We start from the raw sequence: 21,297 nt of genomic DNA, 5'->3' as shown, positions 1-21,297 counted from the left end.
CCAAAATGAGCCTGATAGTTGCAAATATCGGAAATGCTCGCCCGAAACCGCTCCAGTCAAATTTGTGGTTTTTCGTGCGCGGAACACTTTGCTGCCGGCTGTCGTTACCGTTCTGACAATGGAGAGCGACATGTCGAACGTCTCAAGGACAGGCAAGGAAGAAATCAATAACGCGACCAGCCCGACCACTTTCGGAAAGTCGGTCGAGAGCCAGGCGCAAATCGAGGATGCTGCGCAAGCGTCGTCCGACATAGGCGGCGAGATGCTCAACATCTACCGGTTGGAGCCGATCGCCGCACCCGACGATCCGAGATGGGACAATTCCCCCGGACACGGCACTGTCGTCGTTGCCGCCAGAACGCCCGGTGACGCCAGGATCGTCGCCGCGTCTCGTGAGCTCGACTTCATGGAAGTGGATGCGGCTCCCGCCGAGGATGTCACCACGGTCAATGCCAGCGCCTTTCGGGACGACAAGCTTTACACCGTCATCGAGATCGACCGGAACAGGCGCGATATTACGCGCGGGATCCTCGAGGGCGCCGTCGCCGTCGATACGATCCGGCCGGTTCAACCGGACTGACGTAGCAATGCCGCGGCGCAATCGGCGATGAGCCGGAGCGCCATCGTCCCATCCATCGTTTCCTCGGAGTTCTCATGAATACGGCCAACCTCCAGCTCAAGGGCCTGATCATGGCCATGGCGTCGATTTGTGATGCGATCGTCGAGAAAGAATTGCTCACCAGCCAAGAACTCAATGCCGCGCTCTCGAAAGCCAAGAAGGCAATCGAAGACGATGACGACCATGAACTGTCCGGTGCCAACCGCGCCGCGATCCTGTTTCCCATCCGTGTGCTGCAGCTCGCCGAGGAGGCAGGCAGGAAAGGCGAACGGCTGACATTTTCGGACTATGCCAAGCTCGTGGGAAAGCTGAGCTGAAGATGTTCGATGGCTTCACCCTGGATGCGATCGACACCGCAGCAGGCTCGCTTCGTGTCCGTCACGGAGGATCGGGGCCAGCCGTTCTTCTTCTCCACGGCCACCCAAGGACCCATATGACCTGGGGCAAAGCTGCAGATTTCTTGTCATCGGGCTACCACGTCGTCTGTCCCGATCTTCCTGGCTTCGGCCGCTCCTATCAGCCGGGCGACGCTCCGGATAGCAGCAATTCCTCTAAGCGCGCCAAGGCTCACGCCCTCGTCGAGCTGATGAAACGATTGGGACACGAAAGCTTCTTCGTAGCGGGACACGACCGTGGAAGCTTAACGGCGTTCCGCATGGCGATGGATCATCCCGCCTGCGTGCGCAAGCTCGTCATCGTGGACGCCATTCCTGTTATCGAGCATCTGGAGCGCGCCGACTGGACCTTTGCCAGAGACTGGTATCACTGGTTTTTCTTTGCCCAGCCGGAAAAACCCGAACGCGCAATTTCAGCCGATCCGCTAGCTTGGTACGACAAGCTGTCACCCAGGCTGATGGGTTCGGAGGCCTATGATGACCTGCTCGACGTCATCCGTGATCCCGTTGTGATCCATGGCATGATCGAGGATTATCGCGCCGGCCTCAGCATCGATCATCTGCACGACAGCGCGGACCGCGACGCCGGCAGGAAAGTGACCTGCCCCATGCTGTGCCTTTGGTCGCTCAGGGACGACCTGGAAAAGATCTATGGCGATCCTGTCGCCATCTGGCGAAGCTGGGCGGATGATGTGCGAGGTTTCGGCATAGAGAGCGGTCACCACGTGGCCGAGGAAAATCCATATGCGCTCTCCCGGGCGATGAGGGAGTTTTTTGGAGCTCACTGATGAGCGCCGGCTTCGTTACATGGTTGACTTGATATGATCATGAGCCACAAAAATACCTTGTCAACCAAGGGGCCACTCAGTGGACAATCACGTATCCGGTCCCTTCACTGTGCAGGAAGAACCGAACTCCATCAGGAGTGCGTTTCTGCGACGCGCGACGTCGGCGCTGGAGCGCATTTCTACGAATGTCCCGGCAAATGAGCTGGCCGAGGCGCTTTCAGCCACGACGAACGCTGGATCGTTGGCGCAGCTTCTCAGCCGCTCGGACATGGTGGGCGCGGCGATAAACGATCTCGATCCGCTGGTTCCGGCACTGGCTCGCAATGACGAGCATCGCTGCAGTTTAGCGGGTGATGGCACGTAGCCCGGCAGCAAAAGCGCTGTCAATTTTGAGATAAGTTGATTTTTTTGGTCTTGTTTTCCGCCCGTTTCTGAGGCTATACGGCGGCCGGATGTACTCACTCACCGGGGAAACTTCGTGACCAGCCTCAAATCGCTTCTGGCCGCCTGCGGCCTTTCCGCCATGATCGGCCTTGCCGCAAATCCGTCTTTGGCCGGTTCGACGACCTATCCGCTGAGCCTGGGAAACTGCGGCGCGCAGGTGACTTTCCAGAAGGCACCCGAACGGGCGATCGGCCTTGGCCAGAACAGCGCTGAAATCCTGCTGCTGCTCGGCCTTCAGGACAAGATGGCCGGCACGGCCTTCTGGCCGAGCAAGGTCCTGCCGCAGCTCGCCGAAGCCAATGCCAAGGTCAAGCTTCTGACCGTCGAGATGCCGACCTTCGAATCGATGCTCGCCGAAAATCCCGACTTCGTGGCGGTGGCCTTGCCGAGCCTGGTCGGGCCGAACAGCAAGATCGCCAAGCGCGAAGATTTCGACAAGGTGGGCGTCGCGACCTATCTCTCGCCCAGCACCTGCCTCAGCACCAAGGACGTCAAGGACCAGTACGGCAGCCGCGCCGAGCTGTGGAACATGGATCTTCTCTACAAGGAAATCGATGAACTCTCGCAGATCTTCGACGTCGCCGATCGCGGCCAGGCACTGATCGCCGACTTCAAGGCGCGCGAAGCCAAGCTTCGCTCCAGCGTTTCGAAGGACGGCAAGAACCTTTCCTACGTCTTCTGGTTCTCCAGCCCCAGCCCGTCGGCCGATGCCTATCTCGGCGGCAAGAACAGCGCGTCCGGCTTCATCGCCGACCTGCTCGGCGGACACAATGCGATATCAGCGGAAGCGGAATGGCCGACACTCGGCTGGGAAGGCATCATCGCCTCCGATCCCGACATCATCGTCGTCGCCAGTCTCGACCGCAACCGCTGGGAGCTCGACAAGCCGGAGGCCAAGATCAATTTCCTGAACACCGATCCGGCCGTCAGCCAGATCCCTGCCGTCAAGAACAAGGCGATCGTGATCATGGACGGCCAGGCGATGAACCCGACCGTCCGCACGGTCTACGGCGCTGAACAGGTGGCCGGCCAGTTGAAGGCTCTCGGTCTGTTGAAGTGACGGAAGCGGGCCGTATCTTCCGGCAGCTGGGAGCCGTCCTCGCACTGCTCCTCGCCTCTTTCTGCCTCATCGCTATCGCCATTGGCGTCAGCGTCGGGATCGGCGACCTGCCGATCCCGCTTGCAACCACGTTTTCGGCCGTCACCAACCGGCTGGGATGGACCGCGGTCGAACTGAACCGCATCCACGAGACCGTCATCTGGGATTATCGTCTCAGCCGGGCGCTCGTTGCCGCCTTCTGCGGCGCGGGCCTTGCGCTGTCGGGCGCGATCATGCAGTCGCTGCTGCGCAACCCGCTTGCCGAGCCCTATGTTCTCGGCATCTCCGCCGGCGCCTCGACTGGCGCCGTCGCAATTGTCATTCTCGGGATCGGCGCCGGCGCGGTCTCGCTTTCGGCCGGCGCCTTTGCAGGCGCCTTCGCGGCCTTCTTCTTCGTGGCGCTGCTCTCGAACGGCACGCGCGGCGGCGCGGATCGCACCATCCTTGCCGGTGTCGCCGCTTCGCAGCTTTTCAACGCCACCACGTCCTATATCGTCACCACCTCAGCCAATGCGCAGCAGGCCCGCGATGTCATGTTCTGGCTGCTCGGCAGCTTCGGCGGTGTGCGCTGGCCGGAATTCGCGCTGGTCTCGATTGTCGTCGGCATCGGCCTCATCGGCTGCCTGTTTTACGCCCGCGTGCTCGACGCCTTCGCTTTCGGCGACGAGGCGGCTTCCTCGCTCGGCGTCAATGTCGGCCGCGCGCGCATGGTGCTCTTCGCGCTGACGGCGATGATGACGGCGACGATCGTCAGCATGGTGGGGTCGATCGGCTTCGTCGGCCTCGTCGTCCCGCATGTCGCCCGCTTTGTCGTCGGGCCGCTGCATGTGCGCCTGCTGCCAGCCTGCGCCATAGCAGGAGGGGATCTTCATGGTGCTCGCCGACATTGCCGCGCGCGCCCTCATTCCCAATCAGATCTTGCCGATCGGCGTCGTCACGGCCCTGGTGGGCGTCCCCTTCTTCTCTATCATCCTCTACCGGTTCCAGCGCGCATCATGAGCATCAAAGCCGACAACCTCATCTGGAAAATTGGTAAGAAGACCATTCTCGATGGCGTTTCCATGGAGGCGCAGCCCGGCCGGATGCTTGGTTTGCTCGGCCCGAACGGCTCGGGCAAGACCTCATTGCTGCGGCTTCTGGCCGGCCTGAAGCGGCCGCATTCCGGTCGTGTTACGCTCGACCGGAGCGACATCGGCACGATCAGCCGCCGCTCGATCGCCAGGCGCATCGCCTTCGTCGAGCAGCACGCCACGACAAATGCCAATCTGAAGGTGGTGGACGTCGTCAAGCTCGGAAGGTTCCCGCACCGGTCGATGTTTTCGGGCTGGACGAAGACCGACGAGGAAGCAGTCGAAGAGGCGCTGGCGCGCGCCGGCATGGCGCAGAAGCGCGACGATCGCTGGCAGAGCCTGTCGGGCGGCGAAAAACAGCGGACCCATATCGCAAGGGCGCTCGCCCAATCGCCCGAGGAGCTGATCCTCGACGAGCCGACGAACCATCTCGATATTCAGCACCAGATTGGCCTGATGCGGCTCGTCTCCGGCCTGCCGATCACCAGCATCGTCGCCCTTCACGATCTCAACCATGCCGCCATGTTTTGCGACCAACTGATCATCATGCAGCAAGGCAGAATCGTTGCCTCCGGCGCACCGCAGGATGTATTGAGCGAAGACCTTCTGCGTGACGTCTTCTCCGTCGAGGCGCGCATCGAGGCCTCTCCCTATCATGCGCGCCCGCATATCCATTATCTCAGGTGACGGTGAAACCGTCACCGAAATGACAGTTCCGCGGCCGCGCCGTCAAGGCGACGGCCCCTGCAGAAAAATCGTCGATAGCGGCGGCAGCGTCAGCGACAGGGAGACGGGCCTGCCGTGGGCGGGTACGGGCTCAGTCGACACCGCGCCATTGACCAGGCCCGAGCCGCCATATTCCCGCGCATCCGTCGTCATCTTCTCGATCCAGACACCGTCGCTGGGCACGCCGATCCTGTAGCCGTAACGTGGCACCGGCGTGAAATTCGACATGACCAGCACCGGTGAAGCGCGATCGGGCGCATACCGCAGCATGCCGAGGACGGAATTGACGGCGTCGTCGGCTGCCGCCCATTCGAAACCCTCGGGATGAAAGTCACCGAACTGCAATGCCGGCTCGTCCGCGTAAAGGCCGTTTAGATCCTTCACCAGCCGCTGAATGCCGACATGCTGAGGCCGGTCCAGCACATCCCAGGTCACCGACCCATCATGGTTCCACTCGCCAGGCTGGGCGATTTCGCTCCCCATGAACAAGAGCTTTTTGCCGGGATGACCCCACATGAAGGCGAGATAGCTGCGCAGATTGGCGAACTTCTGCCATTCGTCGCCCGGCATTTTCGCCAGCAGCGAGCCCTTTCCGTAGACGACCTCGTCATGTGAAATCGGCAGAATGAAGTGTTCGGAATAGGCATAGATCATGCCGAAGGTCATCGTGCCATGGGCGTAACTGCGGTAAATCGGATCCTTCTCGATGTAGCTCAGGCTGTCATGCATCCAGCCCATGTTCCATTTGATGTCGAAGCCCAGCCCCCCCTGCTCCGGCGGCTTTGTCACCCCGGGCCAGGCCGTCGATTCCTCGGCGATCGTCATCGCGTGCGGGCAGCGCTCGTGAATGATGCTGTTCAGGTGTTTGAAGAATTCGACCGCTTCCAGATTCTCGCGACCACCATATTGGTTGGGGATCCATTCGCCCTCGTTGCGGCTATAGTCGCGGTAAAGCATCGAAGCCACGGCATCGACCCGCAAACCGTCGATATGGTAGCGCTCCAGCCATTCCAGCGCGCTGGCAATCAGGAATCCTTTCACCTCTTTGCGGCCGAGATTGTAGATCAGCGTGTTCCAGTCGCGGTGAAAGCCTTCGCGCGGGTCTTCGTGCTCGTAGAGCGCGCTGCCGTCAAAGCGGGCAAGCCCCCAGACGTCTGTAGGAAAATGGGCCGGCACCCAGTCGAGGATGACGCCGAGCCCGGCGCCATGGCACCGGTCGATGAAATAGGCGAAATCCTCAGGCGTCCCATATCGGCCGGTCGGAGCGAACAGGCCAAGCGGCTGATATCCCCAGGAACCGCCGAACGGATGCTCCATGATCGGAAGCATCTCGATATGGGTAAAGCCCATGTCGCTGACATAAGGAACCAGCCGCTGGCTGAGTTCCACCCAGTCGAGCGACCTGTTGCCATCCTTTTGGTCGCGAAGCCAGGAGCCGACGTGCACTTCATAGACGGAGAAGGCGCCCTCCAGTCTGTCTTGCCGGGACCGTCCCTTCATCCAACCGTCATCGGTCCATCGAAACGGCGTCGACGATGCGACAATGGAAGCGGTCGAAGGGGCGGCCTCGCTCGCCCTGGCCACCGGATCGGCCTTCTGCGGCAGGCAAGTCCCTTGTGCATCGACGATCTCGAACTTGTATCTTTCGCCGGGGGCGAGGCGCGGAATAAACAGCTCCCAGACGCCCGCCGACGGTCTCAGCCGCATCGGATTTCGCCGCCCATCCCAGGCATTGAAGTCGCCGACCACCGAGACGCGGCGCGCATTCGGTGCCCAGACGGCGAAACGAACACCCGATATCCCGTCGATCGACATATCAACCGCGCCAAGCGTCCGGCTCAGACTATAATGGGTGCCCTCCGATATCAGATGAAGGTCGAGCTCTCCGAGCAGCAGGCCGAAACTGTAGGGATCCTCGGTGATCTGCACGGCATCCGGCCATGTGATCCGCAGCCGGTATCCCGTCCTCGACGCGGCTGCTGCCGCGAACAGGCCGGACGGATGGGCGATGCTGAACGGCGTCACCACCCGACCGGTCGCTGCCTCGATGAGATCGACAGCTTCCGCTCCGGGCAGATAGGCCCGCACGATCGTCATGCCGCCGGTTTGGTGGGGACCGAGGATCGAAAAAGGATCGCCATGGCGCCCGTCGATCAAGGCCCATAGCGCATCCTGGCCGATGCCCGCCAGAAGTTCCGAGCGCTCAACATTCATGCCGTGACCCCCGCCAGACGCGATACGATTTCGGTAAGGCCAGATAGCGGGATCGGCAGCCATTTCGGCCTGTTGCGAGCCTCATAGGCGATCTCGTAGGCGGCCTTTTCGAGAAGAAAGGCATCGAGAACCCTGCGTCTTTGATCGGGTGGCATGTCAAGCTCCTTCGATACGGAGACCGCCTGCCAGTAGGCATCCAGAAAGGCCTCCTCGGCATTGCGCCCGAAGCGGGCGATCGCCTCGCGGCGGACCTCGTTGTCGTGTTCGATGACCGCGTCATTATCGAGCTGCGCGGTGGCCACGAGGTAGCTCAGCGACCTCAAAAGCCCGGCGACATCGCGCAGCGGGTTTGTCTTGGCGCGGCGCTCGGTCAGATTTTTCGCAGGCTCGCCCTCGAAGTCGATGATGACGGCATCACCCTCGCTGACAAGGATCTGGCCAAGATGGAAGTCGCCATGCGTGCGTGTCATCAGCGTATGGCGGCAGCTTTCCGCCAGCGTCCCGGCGAGCTCTGCGAGTTCGGAGCGGCGCTCGAGAAGCGGGGCCGCCAGCAGGTCGATTGCAGGGTCGGCATTCTGCTCGCGTTCGTCAAGCTTCGACATGGCATAGGCTACCTCGCCGGAAACGGCCTTCTTCATCGCCTCGACCTCTTTGTCGCCTGATACCACCGGGCTGAAGGCCTCGTCCCCGGTCTTCGCAGCGAGCACGACATGCAGCTCTCCGAGCCTGAGGCCGACCATCGCGACGAAGCTGATCAGCGACTGGAAAACGTCGTCGTCTGGTTGGACCGCCGGATCGTTCAGCACCAGTTCGTCGGCCCCGCGGCGCAGATTGTTCAGCATCCAGTTCCAGGCGTCGCCCTGATTGCGGATCGCGCCCTGGACGATGATCAAGGTCGAACGGCGTCCGCTGGAATCGGTATGCGCGACCTCGCCGAGCAGGGGCGCTGTGTGGTCATAGCCGGCGCGGGTGAGATAGCGCGTCATCTCCACTTCCGGATGGATGCCCGGGAAGATGTGCCTGATCAGTTTGATCATCGCTACGTCGCCGACGAGCAGCGAGCTGTTGGATTGTTCAGCCGATAGCCAATGCACCGGCAGCTCGTCCGAAATATCGAGACTGTCGAGCTGTTCTGTCCCAAGGAATTCGAGCGTGCCGGTCCGGCCGGTGGTGCGCGAGCGGTCGCGAAGTCCGTGCAGAATGCCGCGCGCCATTGCCTCCACGGCAAATCCATCTGTGAGGAAACCAACGCGTCTACCTTGGCGAATCCTCCCAAGCGCAAGCTGCTGGGCAAGCGCGGAAGGGTGCGCATCGTCCCAGGCGACCGTGAGCGGCAGTTGGTAGGATTCGCTGTGGTTCGGCAGCACGACCTCCAGCTCGCCGAGGACGACGCCGTCGGCGAATGGGATTGGTGTCGCGGAGACCAGTCGGGCGGACTGAAGCGGCTGGTCCTTTGCCCCGAACCATCGCCGCCTGGAGAGATAGGCGGGCAAGATTTCGCCGCTCAGGATGCGTGCATGACCCGGTTCATCCACGAGGTCGAGCAGGCTACGCCGGATGACCATCGTCAACAGATCGGGAAGCTGTTCCGGCGGTGCGGTGCGCCACGCCGGCGGGTCGGCATCAGCCGTCAGCTGGAACCAGAAGAAGCCGTAAGGCGGCAAGGTCAGCAGATAGGTCAACTGGCCGATCGGCGGAAACGGCGACATGCCGGTCAGTTCAATGGGCACGCGCCCCTCGAAGCTCGACAAGTCGAGTTCGACGGCCTGGGGCAGCCGCGAGAGACTTGCGACACAAAGCAAGACCTCGCCTTCATACTCCCTGAGATAGGCAAGGATCTTGCGATTTTCCGGTGAAAGAAACCGCAGCGTGCCACGTCCGAAGGCCGGATGCCTGCCGCGCAACGCCAACATTCTGCGCGTCCAATTGAGCAGCGAATGCGCGTCCGTGCTCTGCGCCTCGACGTTGACGGCCTCGAAACCGTAGAGCGGGTCAGCGACGGGCGGCAGGACGAGACGCGCCGGATCTGCCCTGGAGAAACCTCCATTGCGGTCCGGAGACCATTGCATCGGCGTCCTCACCCCATCCCGGTCGCCGAGATAGATATTGTCGCCCATGCCGATCTCGTCGCCATAATAGATCACTGGCGTTCCCGGCATCGACAGAAGAAGCGCGTTCATCAGCTCGATCCGCCGGCGGTCGCGCTCCATCAACGGCGCTAGGCGCCGCCTTATGCCGAGATTGATGCGGGCACGTTTGTCGGATGCATAGGTCTCCCAGAGATAATCCCGCTCGGCGTCGGTCACCATTTCAAGCGTCAGCTCGTCGTGGTTGCGAAGGAAGATCGCCCATTGGCAGTTGTCGGGAATCTCCGGCGTCTGGCGCAGGATATCGGTGATCGGAAACCGGTCCTCCTTGGCGATCGCCATATACATGCGCGGCATCAGCGGAAAGTGGAAGGCCATGTGGCATTCGTCGCCGTCTCCGAAATATTCGCGCGTGTCCTCCGGCCATTGATTGGCCTCGGCAAGCAGCATCACGCCGGGATGGGTGGCATCGAGCGCGGCGCGTATGCGTTTGAGGATCGCGTGGGTTTCCGGCAGATTTTCGTTGATCGTCCCCTCGCGCTCGACGAGGTAAGGTATAGCGTCGAGACGAAAACCGTCGATGCCGGTTTCCAGCCAGAAACGCATCACCCTCAGCAATTCCTCCATGACGAGAGGGCTGTCGAAATTGAGGTCGGGTTGATGGGAATAGAAGCGGTGCCAGTAGTAGGCGCCGGCGACCGCGTCCCATGTCCAGTTGGATTTTTCCGTATCGATGAAAATAATGCGCGTTTCCGGAAATTTCTGATCGGTATCGGACCAGACATAGAAGTCGCGCTCGGGCGAGCCTGCCGGCGCCTGGCGGGCGCGCTGGAACCAGGGATGCTGATCGGAAGTGTGGTTGATGACGAGCTCGATGATGACGCGGATTTTGCGCTGGTGGGCGGCGTCGACGAAAGCCCGGAAATCCTCCACCGTCCCGTAATCGGGGCTGACACTGCCATAGTCGGCGATGTCGTAGCCGTCGTCTCGACGCGGAGAGGGAAAGAAAGGCAAAAGCCAGATGGCATTGACGCCGAGGGCTGCGATGTGATCGAGCTTCTGGTGCAAGCCGGCAAAGTCGCCGACCCCGTCACCATTGGCGTCGTAGAACGACTTGATGTGCAGCTGGTAGATGATTGCATCCTTGTACCAGAGCGGCTGCGACGCGCTATCTGCATTCATCGTGTCCATTCATGCCTCCGTTGAGCGAATACGCCAGATCGCATAGGGCAGGACCTCAGGATTGAGACTGATGCTCTGCCATTTGCCGGTCCACTTGAAACGATGCCCGCCGATCAGATCTTCGACATCCAGCGTGCCGCCGTCGCCCAGCGACCACTGCCAGAGCGGCAGCTCGACGTCGCTCTGCTGGAAATTGTGGGGGTCGAGGCTGATGGCGATCAGCAGGACATTGTCGCGGGCACGGCTCGCCTTCTCGAAAAACAGGATATTGTCATTTCGCGCATTCAGCAGCGTCAGCCCGAGATGCGAATGCAGCGCGGTGTTTTCGTTGCGGATGCGATTGAGCGTCCTGATTTCGGCGATGATATTGCCCGGCCGATCGTAGTCCCAGGCGCGGATTTCGTATTTCTCGCTGTCGGCATACTCCTTGCGCTTGGCATCGGGACGCCCCTCGCAAAGTTCGAAACCGTTATAAACGCCCCACAATCCCGACAGGGTAGCGGCAAGTGCTGCGCGGATCAGAAAGGCCGGGCGCGGCGCGTTCTGCAGGAAATCCGGATTGATATCATGCGTGTTGACGAAGAAATGCGGGCGGAAGAATTCCTTCGGCGCCGTCTCGGTCAGCTCCCGCATATATTGCTCGAGCTCCCACTTGGCATTGCGCCAGGTGAAGTAGGTATAGGATTGGGAGAAGCCGATCTTTGCCAGGCGGTACATCACCTTCGGCTTGGTGAAGGCTTCCGACAGGAAGACGACGTCGGGATGACGGCCCCTGATATCGCCGATCAGCCATTCCCAGAACGGAAATGGCTTTGTGTGCGGATTGTCGACGCGAAACAGCTTGACGCCCTGGTCCACCCAAAGCTGGACGACATCCCTGAGCTCCACCCATAATGAAGGCAGCGCGTCTTTCGTGTAGAAATCGACGTTGACGATGTCCTCGTATTTCTTGGGCGGGTTTTCAGCATATTTGATCGTGCCGTCGGGGCGCCAGTCGAACCAGCCGGGATGCTCCTTCAGCCAGGGGTGATCCGGCGACGCCTGGATCGCGAGGTCGAGAGCAATCTCCAGGCCATGCCGGCCGGCTTCCTCGACCAGCCGGCGGAAATCCTGGAACTCGCCGAGCTCGGGATGGATGGCGTCATGGCCGCCGTCCTCGGAGCCGATGGCATAGGGACTTCCGGGGTCGCCCGGCGCAGCTTTCAGGGTGTTGTTGCGACCTTTCCGGTTGGTCGAGCCGATCGGATGAATCGGTGGGAAATAAAGCACGTCGAAGCCCATGTCGCGGATGGCGGGCAGTCGCGGGATGACGTCGTCGAAGGTGCCGTGCCGGTCCGGATCGCCGCTCTGCGAGCGCGGGAAGATCTGGTACCAGCTGGCAAAGGCGGCCTCCTTGCGTTCGGCATCGACGGCGCTTGCCGTCGAGCGAAGCCGAAACGGCCTGTTGTCCGCCTTGTTCATCAATTCGGATGTTCCGGCATCGAGCAGTATCGCCGTGCGCTCGGTATCGGACGCCCCTTCGAGACTATCACCAAGGGCCTTCAATTCGGCATTGAGCGTTGCGCCGGCATGCACCTCAGCCGAGCGGATGAGGTTCAATCCCTCCTGGAGTTCGAGCTTCAGGTCCAGCCTGGCATCGTTCTTCTTTGTCAACTCGAAGCGAAAGATCGCAAACGGGTTCTTCCATGCCTCGACGGCAAACTCATAGCGTCCGATGCGCTCCAGCAGGAATTCGGCGCGCCAGCGGTCGTTTTCGACCAGCTGCATCTCCGTCTCGTTCCAGTCCGCCGCATCGAGCGGCCGCCAGAGCAGGACCACGGCGATCGGGTCGTGGCCGTCGGCGAATATATCGGCCTCGACGGTGAGGATGTCGCCGACCACCCGTTTGACAGGAAAGCGCCCGTCGTCGACCCGCGGCAGGATATTTTCGATGGCGAGTCGGGGTGAAGCTATCGCCTGCGCGACGTCGAGGATTGGCCGCGATGTGATCGGCGCCGGCGCCTTGCCTTCGACGACAAGGGTCTCCCCTGCCCGCAGCCGCAGAACCGTGCCGTCGGCTGCGACGGGAAGGAAACCGGAGCCCGCTTCGCGCAGTGCTGTTACCGGAGCGGGCGCACTTTTGCGAAGGTCCCTGTTGAGCAGGATGAACCGCACATTTTCGGCGCTGCGAGGGTCTTCCGCCGCCGATTGCAGCAGCGCCGAGACCGGTCCGTTGGCGTTGCGGATGAGCCGAAGCGATGAGGCAAGTGCATGGGGTTCCTTGCCGATCTCGGTGTTCGCAAGGCGAATTTCGGAGGAGATATCGAAAGCCAGATCATGGCGCAGTCCCCGCAAACCCGTTCCATTCCCATGGGTCGGATCGAGCGGCGTGGCTGCGCCATATTCGAAGCCCATCGGAACCATCAGGCCGCCGCCGAGCGTGGCGGCAAGGCGTAGCGCCCTAACGGCGCGCCGTTCGAGGATTTCGCGGCTCTCGGTTCCGTGGGCGATACGCCTGCCGAAGGGCGGTTCCGGAAAAGCGATCTGCCAGCCGAGCGGCTTCTGGACCCGGTGTTCTTCGATGAACCATCTCTCGTCAAAATCCCACCAGGCCATCGATGAAAAACATCCATCGAAGCCTGTATTCTTGACCGCGTCCCTCACGCCGAAATCAGTGCCGGGCGTCCAGGCAAGGAATTGCGCGTCCGTCTTCTCGCGCACCGCCGAAATCAGCGATTTGAAAACCGCCGGCCCAATGCGATCGATCCCCAGGGCCCGATAGCCGGAGAGGCCAAGACCGGCCAGCCCCCGCAGCCGTTCTGTCCATTCTTCCAACAGCCGGGATTGAGACTCCGCCTCCATCGCAGTCATCGGCTCTGCCGGATCCAATGGCGAGCGTCTCGGATCGACAGGGTGAAAGCCCACCTTGAGATCCCGGGCCTTGCCGTCGAGCATCAGGTCCATCATCAAGGCGACGCCGCTCTTACGGGCGGCCTCCGCTAGGCGTCCCACCCCATTTTCGACCGCGCTTCCGAGCGACAGTTGCGGATCAAGGCGCTTCAGATCCTGGGAGGCAAAGATGCTACGCTCCCCGCCCCGGTCGAAGAGAGGTGCCGTCAGCACGCGGTCGAAACCGGTATCCGCCGCATGGTCGAAAACCTCGCGCCATGCATCGATACCCTGAAGAAGGAGTGGATTGACATAATAGATCCGGGGTGGGGTGCTCAACACACCCTGGTTTGGAGAGAATGACATCGGCCGCCGCTCGAGTTTGCTTTGAAGGCAAACTTCTGTTGCCGGAGGTTGTTCCACCGAAAGTTCCAGTGACGATGCACCAGACATCGCCGGCTGCACTCGCGCAGGATCGATGGGACGCGCTCCATTCGCGCAACAAAGGCGCCGCTTCCGCAGATGGGCCTTGAAGTTTCGTGCCGTCTTTGGATAGTCTTCCGCTTCCCGGAAGGGTGAGCCATGGCGGCTCACGGCACACCATTGCTTCGATCGACACTCCTTAGCGCCGCCCTGTCGGCTTGCGCGCTGTGCCTCGCTTCCTGGAGCATCGAGACCGATCGCTCCACTGAGCACACCCATGGCCTGTTCGAAATCCGCGAGGAGGCCAAGCGCTTCATTTCGCACGAGAACGCCAAGGGGCATCCGCAATGGGACGTGCTGGAGCCGAACCTGAAGACGCTGGTACCCCGATGTGCAGTTCCGCTCGAAACACGGTGGACGCCGAGGAGTAATGGCCGCTCGAAATTGAGCGTGATGGTCACATGCACTGCCGCGGTGCCGAACACCGTGATGAGACGTTGGAATGTCGATGTTCCGGTAGAGCGGAAGCCAATTCAGGCGGAAGCTCGGCACCCTCTGAAAGAGTAGGCGCCCGAACGGGACTTGATGTATCCGAATGAAATCACTGCGATTGCAATAGAGGCGACCAGACATGAATCCATCGGTGGAGTTGTGTTCATATCCCGAACTCGATGATCGTATCGTGATCGTCAGGGCGGGGGACGAAGTTGATGCCGTGTTCGTCCGGACCGAGAGGTTCAATGTGCTGATCGATACGCTCGGAACGCCCGAACTCTGCATGGCGGCACTGAACCTGCTCGAGGCACAGACGAACGCTCGTCCGCTGATCGTCGTCAATTCGCACATGGATTGGGATCATTTCTGGGGAAATGCCGCCATTGCCGGGCGCGCGCCCATTATCGCGCATGCCGCCGCGCTCGACCGTTTGCGCGCCCCTTCCGCACGCGAGGTCCTGAGGGACAAGGCGAGCCAGGAGTCGAGGTTTCGGAACCTCGACCTTATCGGTCCCGATATCACCTTCTCCGCCTCTATGACCCTCAACGGCGGCGATCTGACGCTGGAGCTCATTCATACAGCGGGACACACGCCCGACCATATCGCCGTATGGATTCCGGAACTTCGCGTCTGCCTGGCCGTCGACGCAGTGGAATACCCGATCCCCGAAGTCTGGAGCAAAAATGCAGGCGACCTTCGCTTGATCCGTTCCTCGCTCGAGCGGATCCGTGACCTCAATGCAAGACTGGTCATCCCTGCGCACGGCCGGACGCGCTCCCCTTCGGCGGTGGATGACAACCTCGCCTATTTCCAAGCCTTGGCCGATCGGGTCGGCAGTATGAGCGAGAGCCAGCTGGCGGACCCGCAACTCGGCAGTTCAAGCGGCCTGCGGTTGGAAGACTTCGTCCTCATCCCCGACGGAATGGCTTCCGACACGGCGGCATTCTATCGGCAGTGCCATGAGACAAACCTTGGCGCGACGGTTCAGGCCCATCTCGAAAAACTGAAATTCGCCTAGAGAGACTTCAGGAGACCAAAAATGGAACCATTGGAGGGCGGACGAGCCGGGCAGATCTGGCGTGACGACAACACCGTGATCAGGCCTTCCGGCGCATGGACGCCGACGGTGCACCGGTTTTTGCGCCATCTCAGGAGCAGAGGCTTTCTGGGAGCGCCGGATCCTGTGGAGATAGCCGGGAACCGGGAAGTCGTCAGTTTTGTCAGCGGGCGCGTCTGCGAAGATTTGGGCGACCGGTTTGTCGGATCGGAGCGCATGCTGCTTTCCGCAGCCAAGCTCCTGCGCGATTTTCATTCGGCATCTCAAGGGTTTCTCGAATCGGACCGCGAGATCCAGACATGGATGCTGCCGCCGCGGGAACCGTGCGAGATCGTATGCCATGGAGATTATGCGCCCTACAACATTGCTACGGCAGACGATGAGGCTGTCGGGATCATCGATTTCGATACAGCCCATCCGGCGCCGCGCTTATGGGATCTGGCCTATTCGGTTTACCGCTGGGCGCCGCTTTCCGATCCCGCCAATCCGCACGTGACCTTCGGCCTCGACGATCAGTTGCGCCGGGCGGAAATCTTCTGCACGGTATATGGGGCGACAGGGGAAGACCGGCTCCAGCTCCCCGAGATGATCTGCCGGCGGCTTCAGGCGCTCGTCGATTTCATGCTGGTAAATGCCGTGGCCGGAGATGAGACATTCGTGGAGGACGCGGCTGCAGGAGACGCCCGGCTGTATTTGAGCGATATCGACTATATCAGAAGGCATCGGGATCGACTGCTAAACGCCCTGTGCTGACGCGCCTTTGCCAAGCAGGATGTCCGTCTGCCGCATACCCGCCCCCTGCGTCACATATCTAGAGGATGTCGCGCAATGTGCGGCGGTTTTGCGATAACGACATGCGCAATAACAAAGACCTAAAGCGCGAAGAGCGAATATGAAAGGTCGCGACGCGCTTTAGAGCCACTTCTTCCGACGGAAGAAACCGAAGAGGCCCAGGCACAAGGTGACGATGACGCCGAGTACGACGAAATAGCCGTACTGGGTTTTCAGTTCCGGCATATCGCTGAAGTTCATCCCGTAGATACCGGCGATCGCGGTGGGAACGGCGAGGATTGCCGCCCAGGCGGCGAGCTTGCGGGCGATCGCCGTCTGCTCCGTCTGGCCGATCATCACGCTGGCCTCGAAGGCGAAGGCAAGGACCTCGCGCAACGCATCGATATCTTCCTGAACCCGGCGCACGTGATCGGTCACATCGCGAAACAGCGACTGCAGCGTCGGGTCCATGCCGGGTAGATCGATGTGCTCGTACCGCCGGCAGACGTCCACGAGCGGCACCACGGCATTGCGCAGCCGCAGCAGCTTGCGCCGCAGCAGGTAAAGCCGCTCGATGTCGGACTTTTCCAGCTGTTCGCGCAGCACCAGATCCTCGAGCTTCTCGACCTCCTCCTGCACAACCTCGATGACAGGCATGTAGTTGTCGACGATGAAATCGAGGATGGAATAGAGAATATAATTCTCGCCGTGGGCCAGTGCTGCCGGCGTGGCCTCGCACCGCTGCCGCACCGCCAGATAGGAAGACGAATCCCCGTGGCGAACGGAGACGACATAACCGCGACCGACAAACAAATGCGTTTCGCCGAAGATGATTTCGTCATCCTTCATATGGGCGGTCCGGGCGACGATGAACATCGCGTCCCCGTAAATCTCCAGCTTCGGGCGCTGGTGCGGCTGTGCCGCGTCCTCGATCGCCAAGGCATGGAGATTAAACTCGGCCTGGACCTGATGCAGCAGCACTTCATCCGGCTCGTGCAGGCCGATCCAGACGATGGCATTCTCCCGGCTTCGCCACTCGCCGGCCTCTTCTATCCTGATGTCGCGAATGCGTTGCCCATGCTGGTAAACGGCGGCAGCCACGACGCCGGGCCGTTCATACGGAGGCGATGTGGAACCGCCACCTTCTCGCGCGAGAGCACTATCCAGATCCTTCAGCCGTTCCAAATCCTGCCGTCCTCCATTCCGCGCGGATCACATATCCGCAGCCAGCCCCTCCGCCGGTCAGGCGCTCGACCGATCATAATGCTATTTCGTAAAACATGCATCACCGCGTCGGCGCGGGGGTCTAATCGGGTTAACATGCCGCGAGGCGGCATCACGTGTCTGTGGAAATATCGTCCCAATCCTGGTCCATGTAACCAATCAGCCAGTTGAGGGCGTAGTGGCGTTGCTGCCCTATCGTAGCGGTAAATGAGGTCGGCAGCGTCGAGCAGCTCTTTGTGCGGGCGCAGCTTGGCACGGCGCATCAGTCCGTCCGTCCCCAGTTCACGCAGCGTGTTCGCAATCGAAGGCGACAGCGGCTTTCCGGAAAACTGGTAAACGACGTTTTTACATACGGAACAAATCGTTAAATTTTTTTCGATACAAAAGTCCTTGGGCCAATCCGGTACGAAGCCGGACGTTCGATGGGGACTTTCAATGCGTCGTCCAAACATAAAATCGAGTTTGCTGTTGATTTTCACCGGCATAGCTCTTCTTTTCGGGCTTGTCGCCTATCTCGCAGTCGACGGTCTTCAAAAGACGAACGGCTCCACCGAAGAAATTGCGACCAACTGGCTACCGAGCGTGCAGGCGTCGCAGGCGATCAATCTCGCCATGACGAATTTGCGCCTCGCCTACCGCGATCACATCATCGCGCAGTCGGATGCAGAAAAGAAAACGCGCGAAGACGCCATCAAAGTCGCCGAAGATTCGGTTGGCAAATCGGTAGACGCCTATCTTTCGCTGGCGTCATCCGACCACGAGCGCGAATTGATCAAGACGATAAAGGAGAGCGTTGGTGGCTATATCACCAGCAGCTCGCAACTGCTCGTCCTTTCCCGGGCCAACAAGACCGAAGAAGCCGGGCAATATCTGGGGGGCGAGATGCGCTCCTATTCGGATAAGCTCAAGGAAGCCACGGCAGCCCTGGTCGAACTGAACGTCAGCGGCAGCAACAAGGCCGCCGAACTCAGCAAGGAGGCCTTCGCCTCGATAGAATTCGAACTGTTTGCCGCGATCGGCTTTGCCGGATTGCTCGTTCTCGGCGCCGTCGTCTTCGTGCTGGCCGGCATTGCCAATCCGGTTACCGGCATCACCGCCGCGATGCGGCGGCTGGCCGAGGGAGATACCGGATCGGTGATTCCGTATGCCGACCGCGCCGACGAAATCGGATCGATGGCGGGAGCAGTGGAAATCTTCCGCCAGGCCGCGATCACCAACAAGCGGATGGCAATCGAAGCCGACGAAAACCGCAACAGGGCGGAGGCCGATCGTCTTGCCGCCCAGCAGCAGGCGGAAGCTGACGCCTCGGAGCGGCTACGCATCGCTACCTCGGGTCTTGCCGCCGGTTTGAAACGGCTTGCAGGAGGCGATCTCGCCTTCCAGCTCAACGAGACCTTCGCGCCCGACTTCGAGGCGCTTCGCCATGATTTCAACCAGTCCGTCACCCAGCTCGGCGCGACTCTGAGAGCAATTTCCGACAGCATCGGCACGATCGACGCAGGCACGCGGGAAATTTCCTCCGGGGCAAGCGATCTTGCAAAGCGCACGGAGCAACAGGCGGCTTCGCTCGAAGAAACGGCCGCCGCACTGGAGGAGATCACGGCGAACGTGTCAAACTCCAGCAAGCGAACCGAAGAGACGCGCACGGTGGCCACGGAGGCAAATCGCAGCGCCGGGGTCTCCGCGGAGGTCGTTTCCCACGCCGAAGAGGCGATGGAACGCATCGAAACCTCGTCACAGCAGATTTCCAACATCATCAGCGTCATCGACGAAATCGCGTTCCAGACCAACCTTCTTGCGTTGAATGCCGGCGTGGAAGCGGCAAGAGCCGGCGAGGCCGGCAAGGGCTTCGCCGTCGTCGCACAGGAAGTGCGCGAACTTGCCCAGCGTTCGGCAAGTGCTGCCAAGGAAATCAAGGGCCTGATCCAGAACTCCTCGAAGGAGGTGGAAGGCGGGGTCAAGCTGGTGCGCGATACCGGCCAGGCCTTGAAGACCATCGGCGGCTTCATCACCCAGATCAATCACCATATGGATTCGATCGCCACCTCTGCGAAAGAGCAGTCCATCGGACTCAGCGAAGTCAACGTCGCGGTCAACCGGATGGACCAGACCACGCAGCAGAACGCCACCATGGTGCAACAGTCGACTGCGGCATCCGATTCGCTCGCGCAGGAAGCCCAGAAGCTTCGCGAACTCATCGCCCAGTTCAGGCTCGACGATGCGGTCAGTCAGTCCTCGGCCCTTCGTTCGACGGCGAGAACGATGGCGCAGCCCGCGGCCCGTCCGGCCATGCATGCGGTTGCCGCTCGGCGCTGAAACAGGCCGCAGCAGGAAATCCGACATGAAAGGCGCCCGGCAATTGCCGGGCGCCTTTCATTCTGTCAGGACGCGAAGGCCGGATTACGCCGCGCGCCCATTCTCAACACGAAGTAGATCGCTCCGCCGATGGCGACGCCGAAGAACCAACCGTAGGTTCCCCACCAGTCCGGAAGGATGGTGGTGAAGGTCGGCAGGATCGAGGAGAACAGCACGCCCACCGCAAATGCGATGAAGGCATTGCCGTGCCATCCGCTCTGGAACCGGAACTCGCCATTCTCGTGATAGAGCGCCTCGACGTTCAGCTGGCTTCTCCGGATGAGATAGTAATCCACCATCATGATGCCGAAGATCGGCCCCATCGTCGATCCGATGAAATTGACGAAATGCGCAGCACCCGTCTCCCATGGAGCAAACGGGTACAACACGAGGGCGATCAGGGCGGCGATATATCTCCCGCGTTTGAAGTTGATCTGGCGTGGGAAGACATTGGAAAAGTCGAAGGCCGGCGACACGAAATTCGCCACGACGTTGATGCCGAGCGTTGCGATCGCGAATGTCAGCGCGGCCAGCAGCGCCAGGAACCAGCTGTCGAATTTCGCCGATATCTGTTCCGGATGCAGCAGCACCTCTCCGTAGACGGTGAAGGCGGCGGTGGTCGTCACGCCTGCGACGAGGCAGAACGCCAGGAGGTTGATCGGAAGCCCCCAAAGATTGCCCTTTTTGAGCGCCTTTTCGCTCGTTGCGTAGCGCGAAAAATCGCAGAAATTCAGGTAGAGCGCTGCGAAATAAGTGATCCAGGTGGCGGCTACGGCAGCAAGGGCTGCAATCGAACCAGGCTCGCCTGGCACGCCCGCATCCTTGGTCTTTTCGATCAGCACATCGCGCGGGATTTCGGACCCGAAGGAGAAAGTGCCTGACTTGACGACCAGATAGACCGCGAGCATCAACATCATGATCCAGACGGCCGGACCGGCCCAATCCTGGAACTTGCGAACCGTTTCCATCCCACGCTGAATGATCAGCAACTGAAGACTCCAGACGATGACGTAGCAAATGACCTCAAGCGTCGAGTGGCCGAGCAGGTGGCTGTTCTGGTGAAAGGCGAGCAGGCTCTCGTTACGGATCAGCAAGGCAACGATGGCGCCGGATGCGGCGGCAGTCTGCGCCCCATACCAGAAGCAGGCGACCACCGCCCGGACCAATGCCGGAACATTCGCCCCGAATGTGCCGAAGGAGGCGCGCGCCAGAACCGGAAAGGGGACGCCGGTGCGCACGCCGGCATTGCCGACCAGGCTCATCAGGCAGAAGATGACCAGAGATCCGAGACCGATGGCGATGACGAAATTGACGAAGCTGCCGCACAGCAGGAACAGGCTCGCCGCCAGATAGTAGCCCCATAGGCTATGGACGTCTGATGTCCAGACGTTAAAGATGCTGAATGCACCCCATTTACGCTCCTCGGCGGGTGCAAGATCCTCGTTGTATAACGAGGGAGACGGATTTCGTACGCTCATGA

Annotated in this window: 14 protein-coding genes and 3 pseudogenes; 11 read left to right on the top strand and 6 right to left on the bottom strand. The window is 60.9% G+C overall.

Going from position 1 to position 21,297, the window contains the following annotated elements:
• The first annotated feature begins 118 nt into the window (after positions 1 to 118).
• The 7 genes and pseudogenes from AC244Q_RS27910 to AC244Q_RS27880 all read left to right on the top strand — a co-directional run bounded on the left by AC244Q_RS27910 (position 119) and on the right by AC244Q_RS27880 (position 5,102).
• Positions 119 to 580, top strand: coding sequence for a hypothetical protein (locus tag AC244Q_RS27910; RefSeq protein ID WP_017996328.1), 462 nt, complete (start codon positions 119 to 121; stop codon positions 578 to 580).
• A 74-nt stretch (positions 581 to 654) separates the two neighbouring features.
• Positions 655 to 936 carry a hypothetical protein gene (locus tag AC244Q_RS27905; protein ID WP_003562757.1) on the top strand — a complete coding sequence of 94 codons (282 nt, stop codon included), beginning with the start codon at positions 655 to 657 and terminating at the stop codon, positions 934 to 936.
• A gap of 2 nt (positions 937 to 938) precedes the next feature.
• Complete coding sequence (locus AC244Q_RS27900; protein ID WP_128406889.1) at positions 939 to 1,802, top strand: alpha/beta fold hydrolase; 864 nt, start codon at positions 939 to 941, stop codon at positions 1,800 to 1,802.
• Positions 1,803 to 1,881: 79 nt separating this feature from the next.
• Positions 1,882 to 2,148 (top strand): annotated as a pseudogene (locus AC244Q_RS27895) (DNA-binding protein); the annotation flags it as partial.
• Positions 2,149 to 2,280: 132 nt separating this feature from the next.
• Positions 2,281 to 3,306 carry an ABC transporter substrate-binding protein gene (locus AC244Q_RS27890; protein WP_003562760.1) on the top strand — a complete coding sequence of 342 codons (1,026 nt, stop codon included), beginning with the start codon at positions 2,281 to 2,283 and terminating at the stop codon, positions 3,304 to 3,306.
• Positions 3,303 to 4,344 (top strand): annotated as a pseudogene (locus tag AC244Q_RS27885) (FecCD family ABC transporter permease). The gene AC244Q_RS27890 and the pseudogene AC244Q_RS27885 overlap by 4 nt, the downstream one beginning before the upstream one ends.
• Positions 4,341 to 5,102: an ABC transporter ATP-binding protein gene (locus AC244Q_RS27880; RefSeq protein ID WP_128406888.1), complete on the top strand. Its 762-nt coding sequence runs from the start codon at positions 4,341 to 4,343 to the stop codon at positions 5,100 to 5,102. Before AC244Q_RS27885 ends, AC244Q_RS27880 begins: the two are co-directional and overlap by 4 nt.
• Positions 5,103 to 5,144: 42 nt before the next feature.
• Here AC244Q_RS27880 and glgB read toward each other — a convergent pair whose 3' ends face one another.
• Genes glgB through AC244Q_RS27865 form a run of 3 tightly spaced genes read right to left on the bottom strand, consistent with a single transcriptional unit; the run spans position 5,145 to position 13,858 of the window.
• Positions 5,145 to 7,355 (bottom strand): 1,4-alpha-glucan branching protein GlgB, encoded by a 2,211-nt coding sequence (gene glgB, locus AC244Q_RS27875; protein WP_017996333.1) that lies wholly within the window; start codon positions 7,353 to 7,355, stop codon positions 5,145 to 5,147.
• Complete coding sequence (gene treS, locus AC244Q_RS27870; protein WP_128406887.1) at positions 7,352 to 10,633, bottom strand: maltose alpha-D-glucosyltransferase; 3,282 nt, start codon at positions 10,631 to 10,633, stop codon at positions 7,352 to 7,354. The genes glgB and treS overlap by 4 nt, the downstream gene beginning before the upstream one ends.
• A complete protein-coding gene (locus AC244Q_RS27865) occupies positions 10,634 to 13,858 on the bottom strand; it encodes an alpha-1,4-glucan--maltose-1-phosphate maltosyltransferase (RefSeq protein WP_128406886.1) in 3,225 nt (1,074 codons plus the stop codon). It abuts the gene before it with no gap.
• A gap of 216 nt (positions 13,859 to 14,074) precedes the next feature.
• On the opposite strand from AC244Q_RS27865, the gene AC244Q_RS27860 reads away from it, so the two are divergent.
• The 3 genes from AC244Q_RS27860 (at position 14,075) to AC244Q_RS27850 (ending at position 16,220) form a co-directional block, all read left to right on the top strand.
• Positions 14,075 to 14,482: a hypothetical protein gene (locus AC244Q_RS27860; protein ID WP_245460528.1), complete on the top strand. Its 408-nt coding sequence runs from the start codon at positions 14,075 to 14,077 to the stop codon at positions 14,480 to 14,482.
• Between the two features lie 64 nt (positions 14,483 to 14,546).
• Entirely contained in the window at positions 14,547 to 15,428 is an 882-nt protein-coding gene (locus AC244Q_RS27855) for an MBL fold metallo-hydrolase (RefSeq protein WP_128406885.1), read from the top strand.
• 21 nt (positions 15,429 to 15,449) lie between these two features.
• Complete coding sequence (locus tag AC244Q_RS27850) at positions 15,450 to 16,220, top strand: phosphotransferase (RefSeq protein WP_003562775.1); 771 nt, start codon at positions 15,450 to 15,452, stop codon at positions 16,218 to 16,220.
• Between the two features lie 159 nt (positions 16,221 to 16,379).
• Here AC244Q_RS27850 and AC244Q_RS27845 read toward each other — a convergent pair whose 3' ends face one another.
• On the bottom strand, positions 16,380 to 17,423 hold the full coding sequence (locus tag AC244Q_RS27845) for a magnesium and cobalt transport protein CorA (RefSeq protein WP_003562777.1): 1,044 nt from the start codon (positions 17,421 to 17,423) through the stop codon (positions 16,380 to 16,382).
• Between the two features lie 151 nt (positions 17,424 to 17,574).
• A pseudogene (locus tag AC244Q_RS27840) lies at positions 17,575 to 17,770 on the bottom strand (DUF4272 domain-containing protein); the annotation flags it as partial.
• Between the two features lie 127 nt (positions 17,771 to 17,897).
• Between AC244Q_RS27840 and AC244Q_RS27835 the strand changes: the two are divergent.
• Positions 17,898 to 19,778, top strand: coding sequence for a HAMP domain-containing methyl-accepting chemotaxis protein (locus AC244Q_RS27835; protein WP_128406884.1), 1,881 nt, complete (start codon positions 17,898 to 17,900; stop codon positions 19,776 to 19,778).
• A gap of 65 nt (positions 19,779 to 19,843) precedes the next feature.
• On the opposite strand, the gene AC244Q_RS27830 is transcribed toward AC244Q_RS27835, so the two are convergent.
• On the bottom strand, positions 19,844 to 21,295 hold the full coding sequence (locus AC244Q_RS27830; RefSeq protein ID WP_128406883.1) for an NCS1 family nucleobase:cation symporter-1: 1,452 nt from the start codon (positions 21,293 to 21,295) through the stop codon (positions 19,844 to 19,846).
• Positions 21,296 to 21,297 lie beyond the last annotated feature (2 nt).

Source organism: Rhizobium sp. CB2179, from assembly GCF_057653455.1.
Note: the sequence above shows the minus strand (reverse complement) of the source record. Positions and strands in the feature narration are given on the sequence as shown.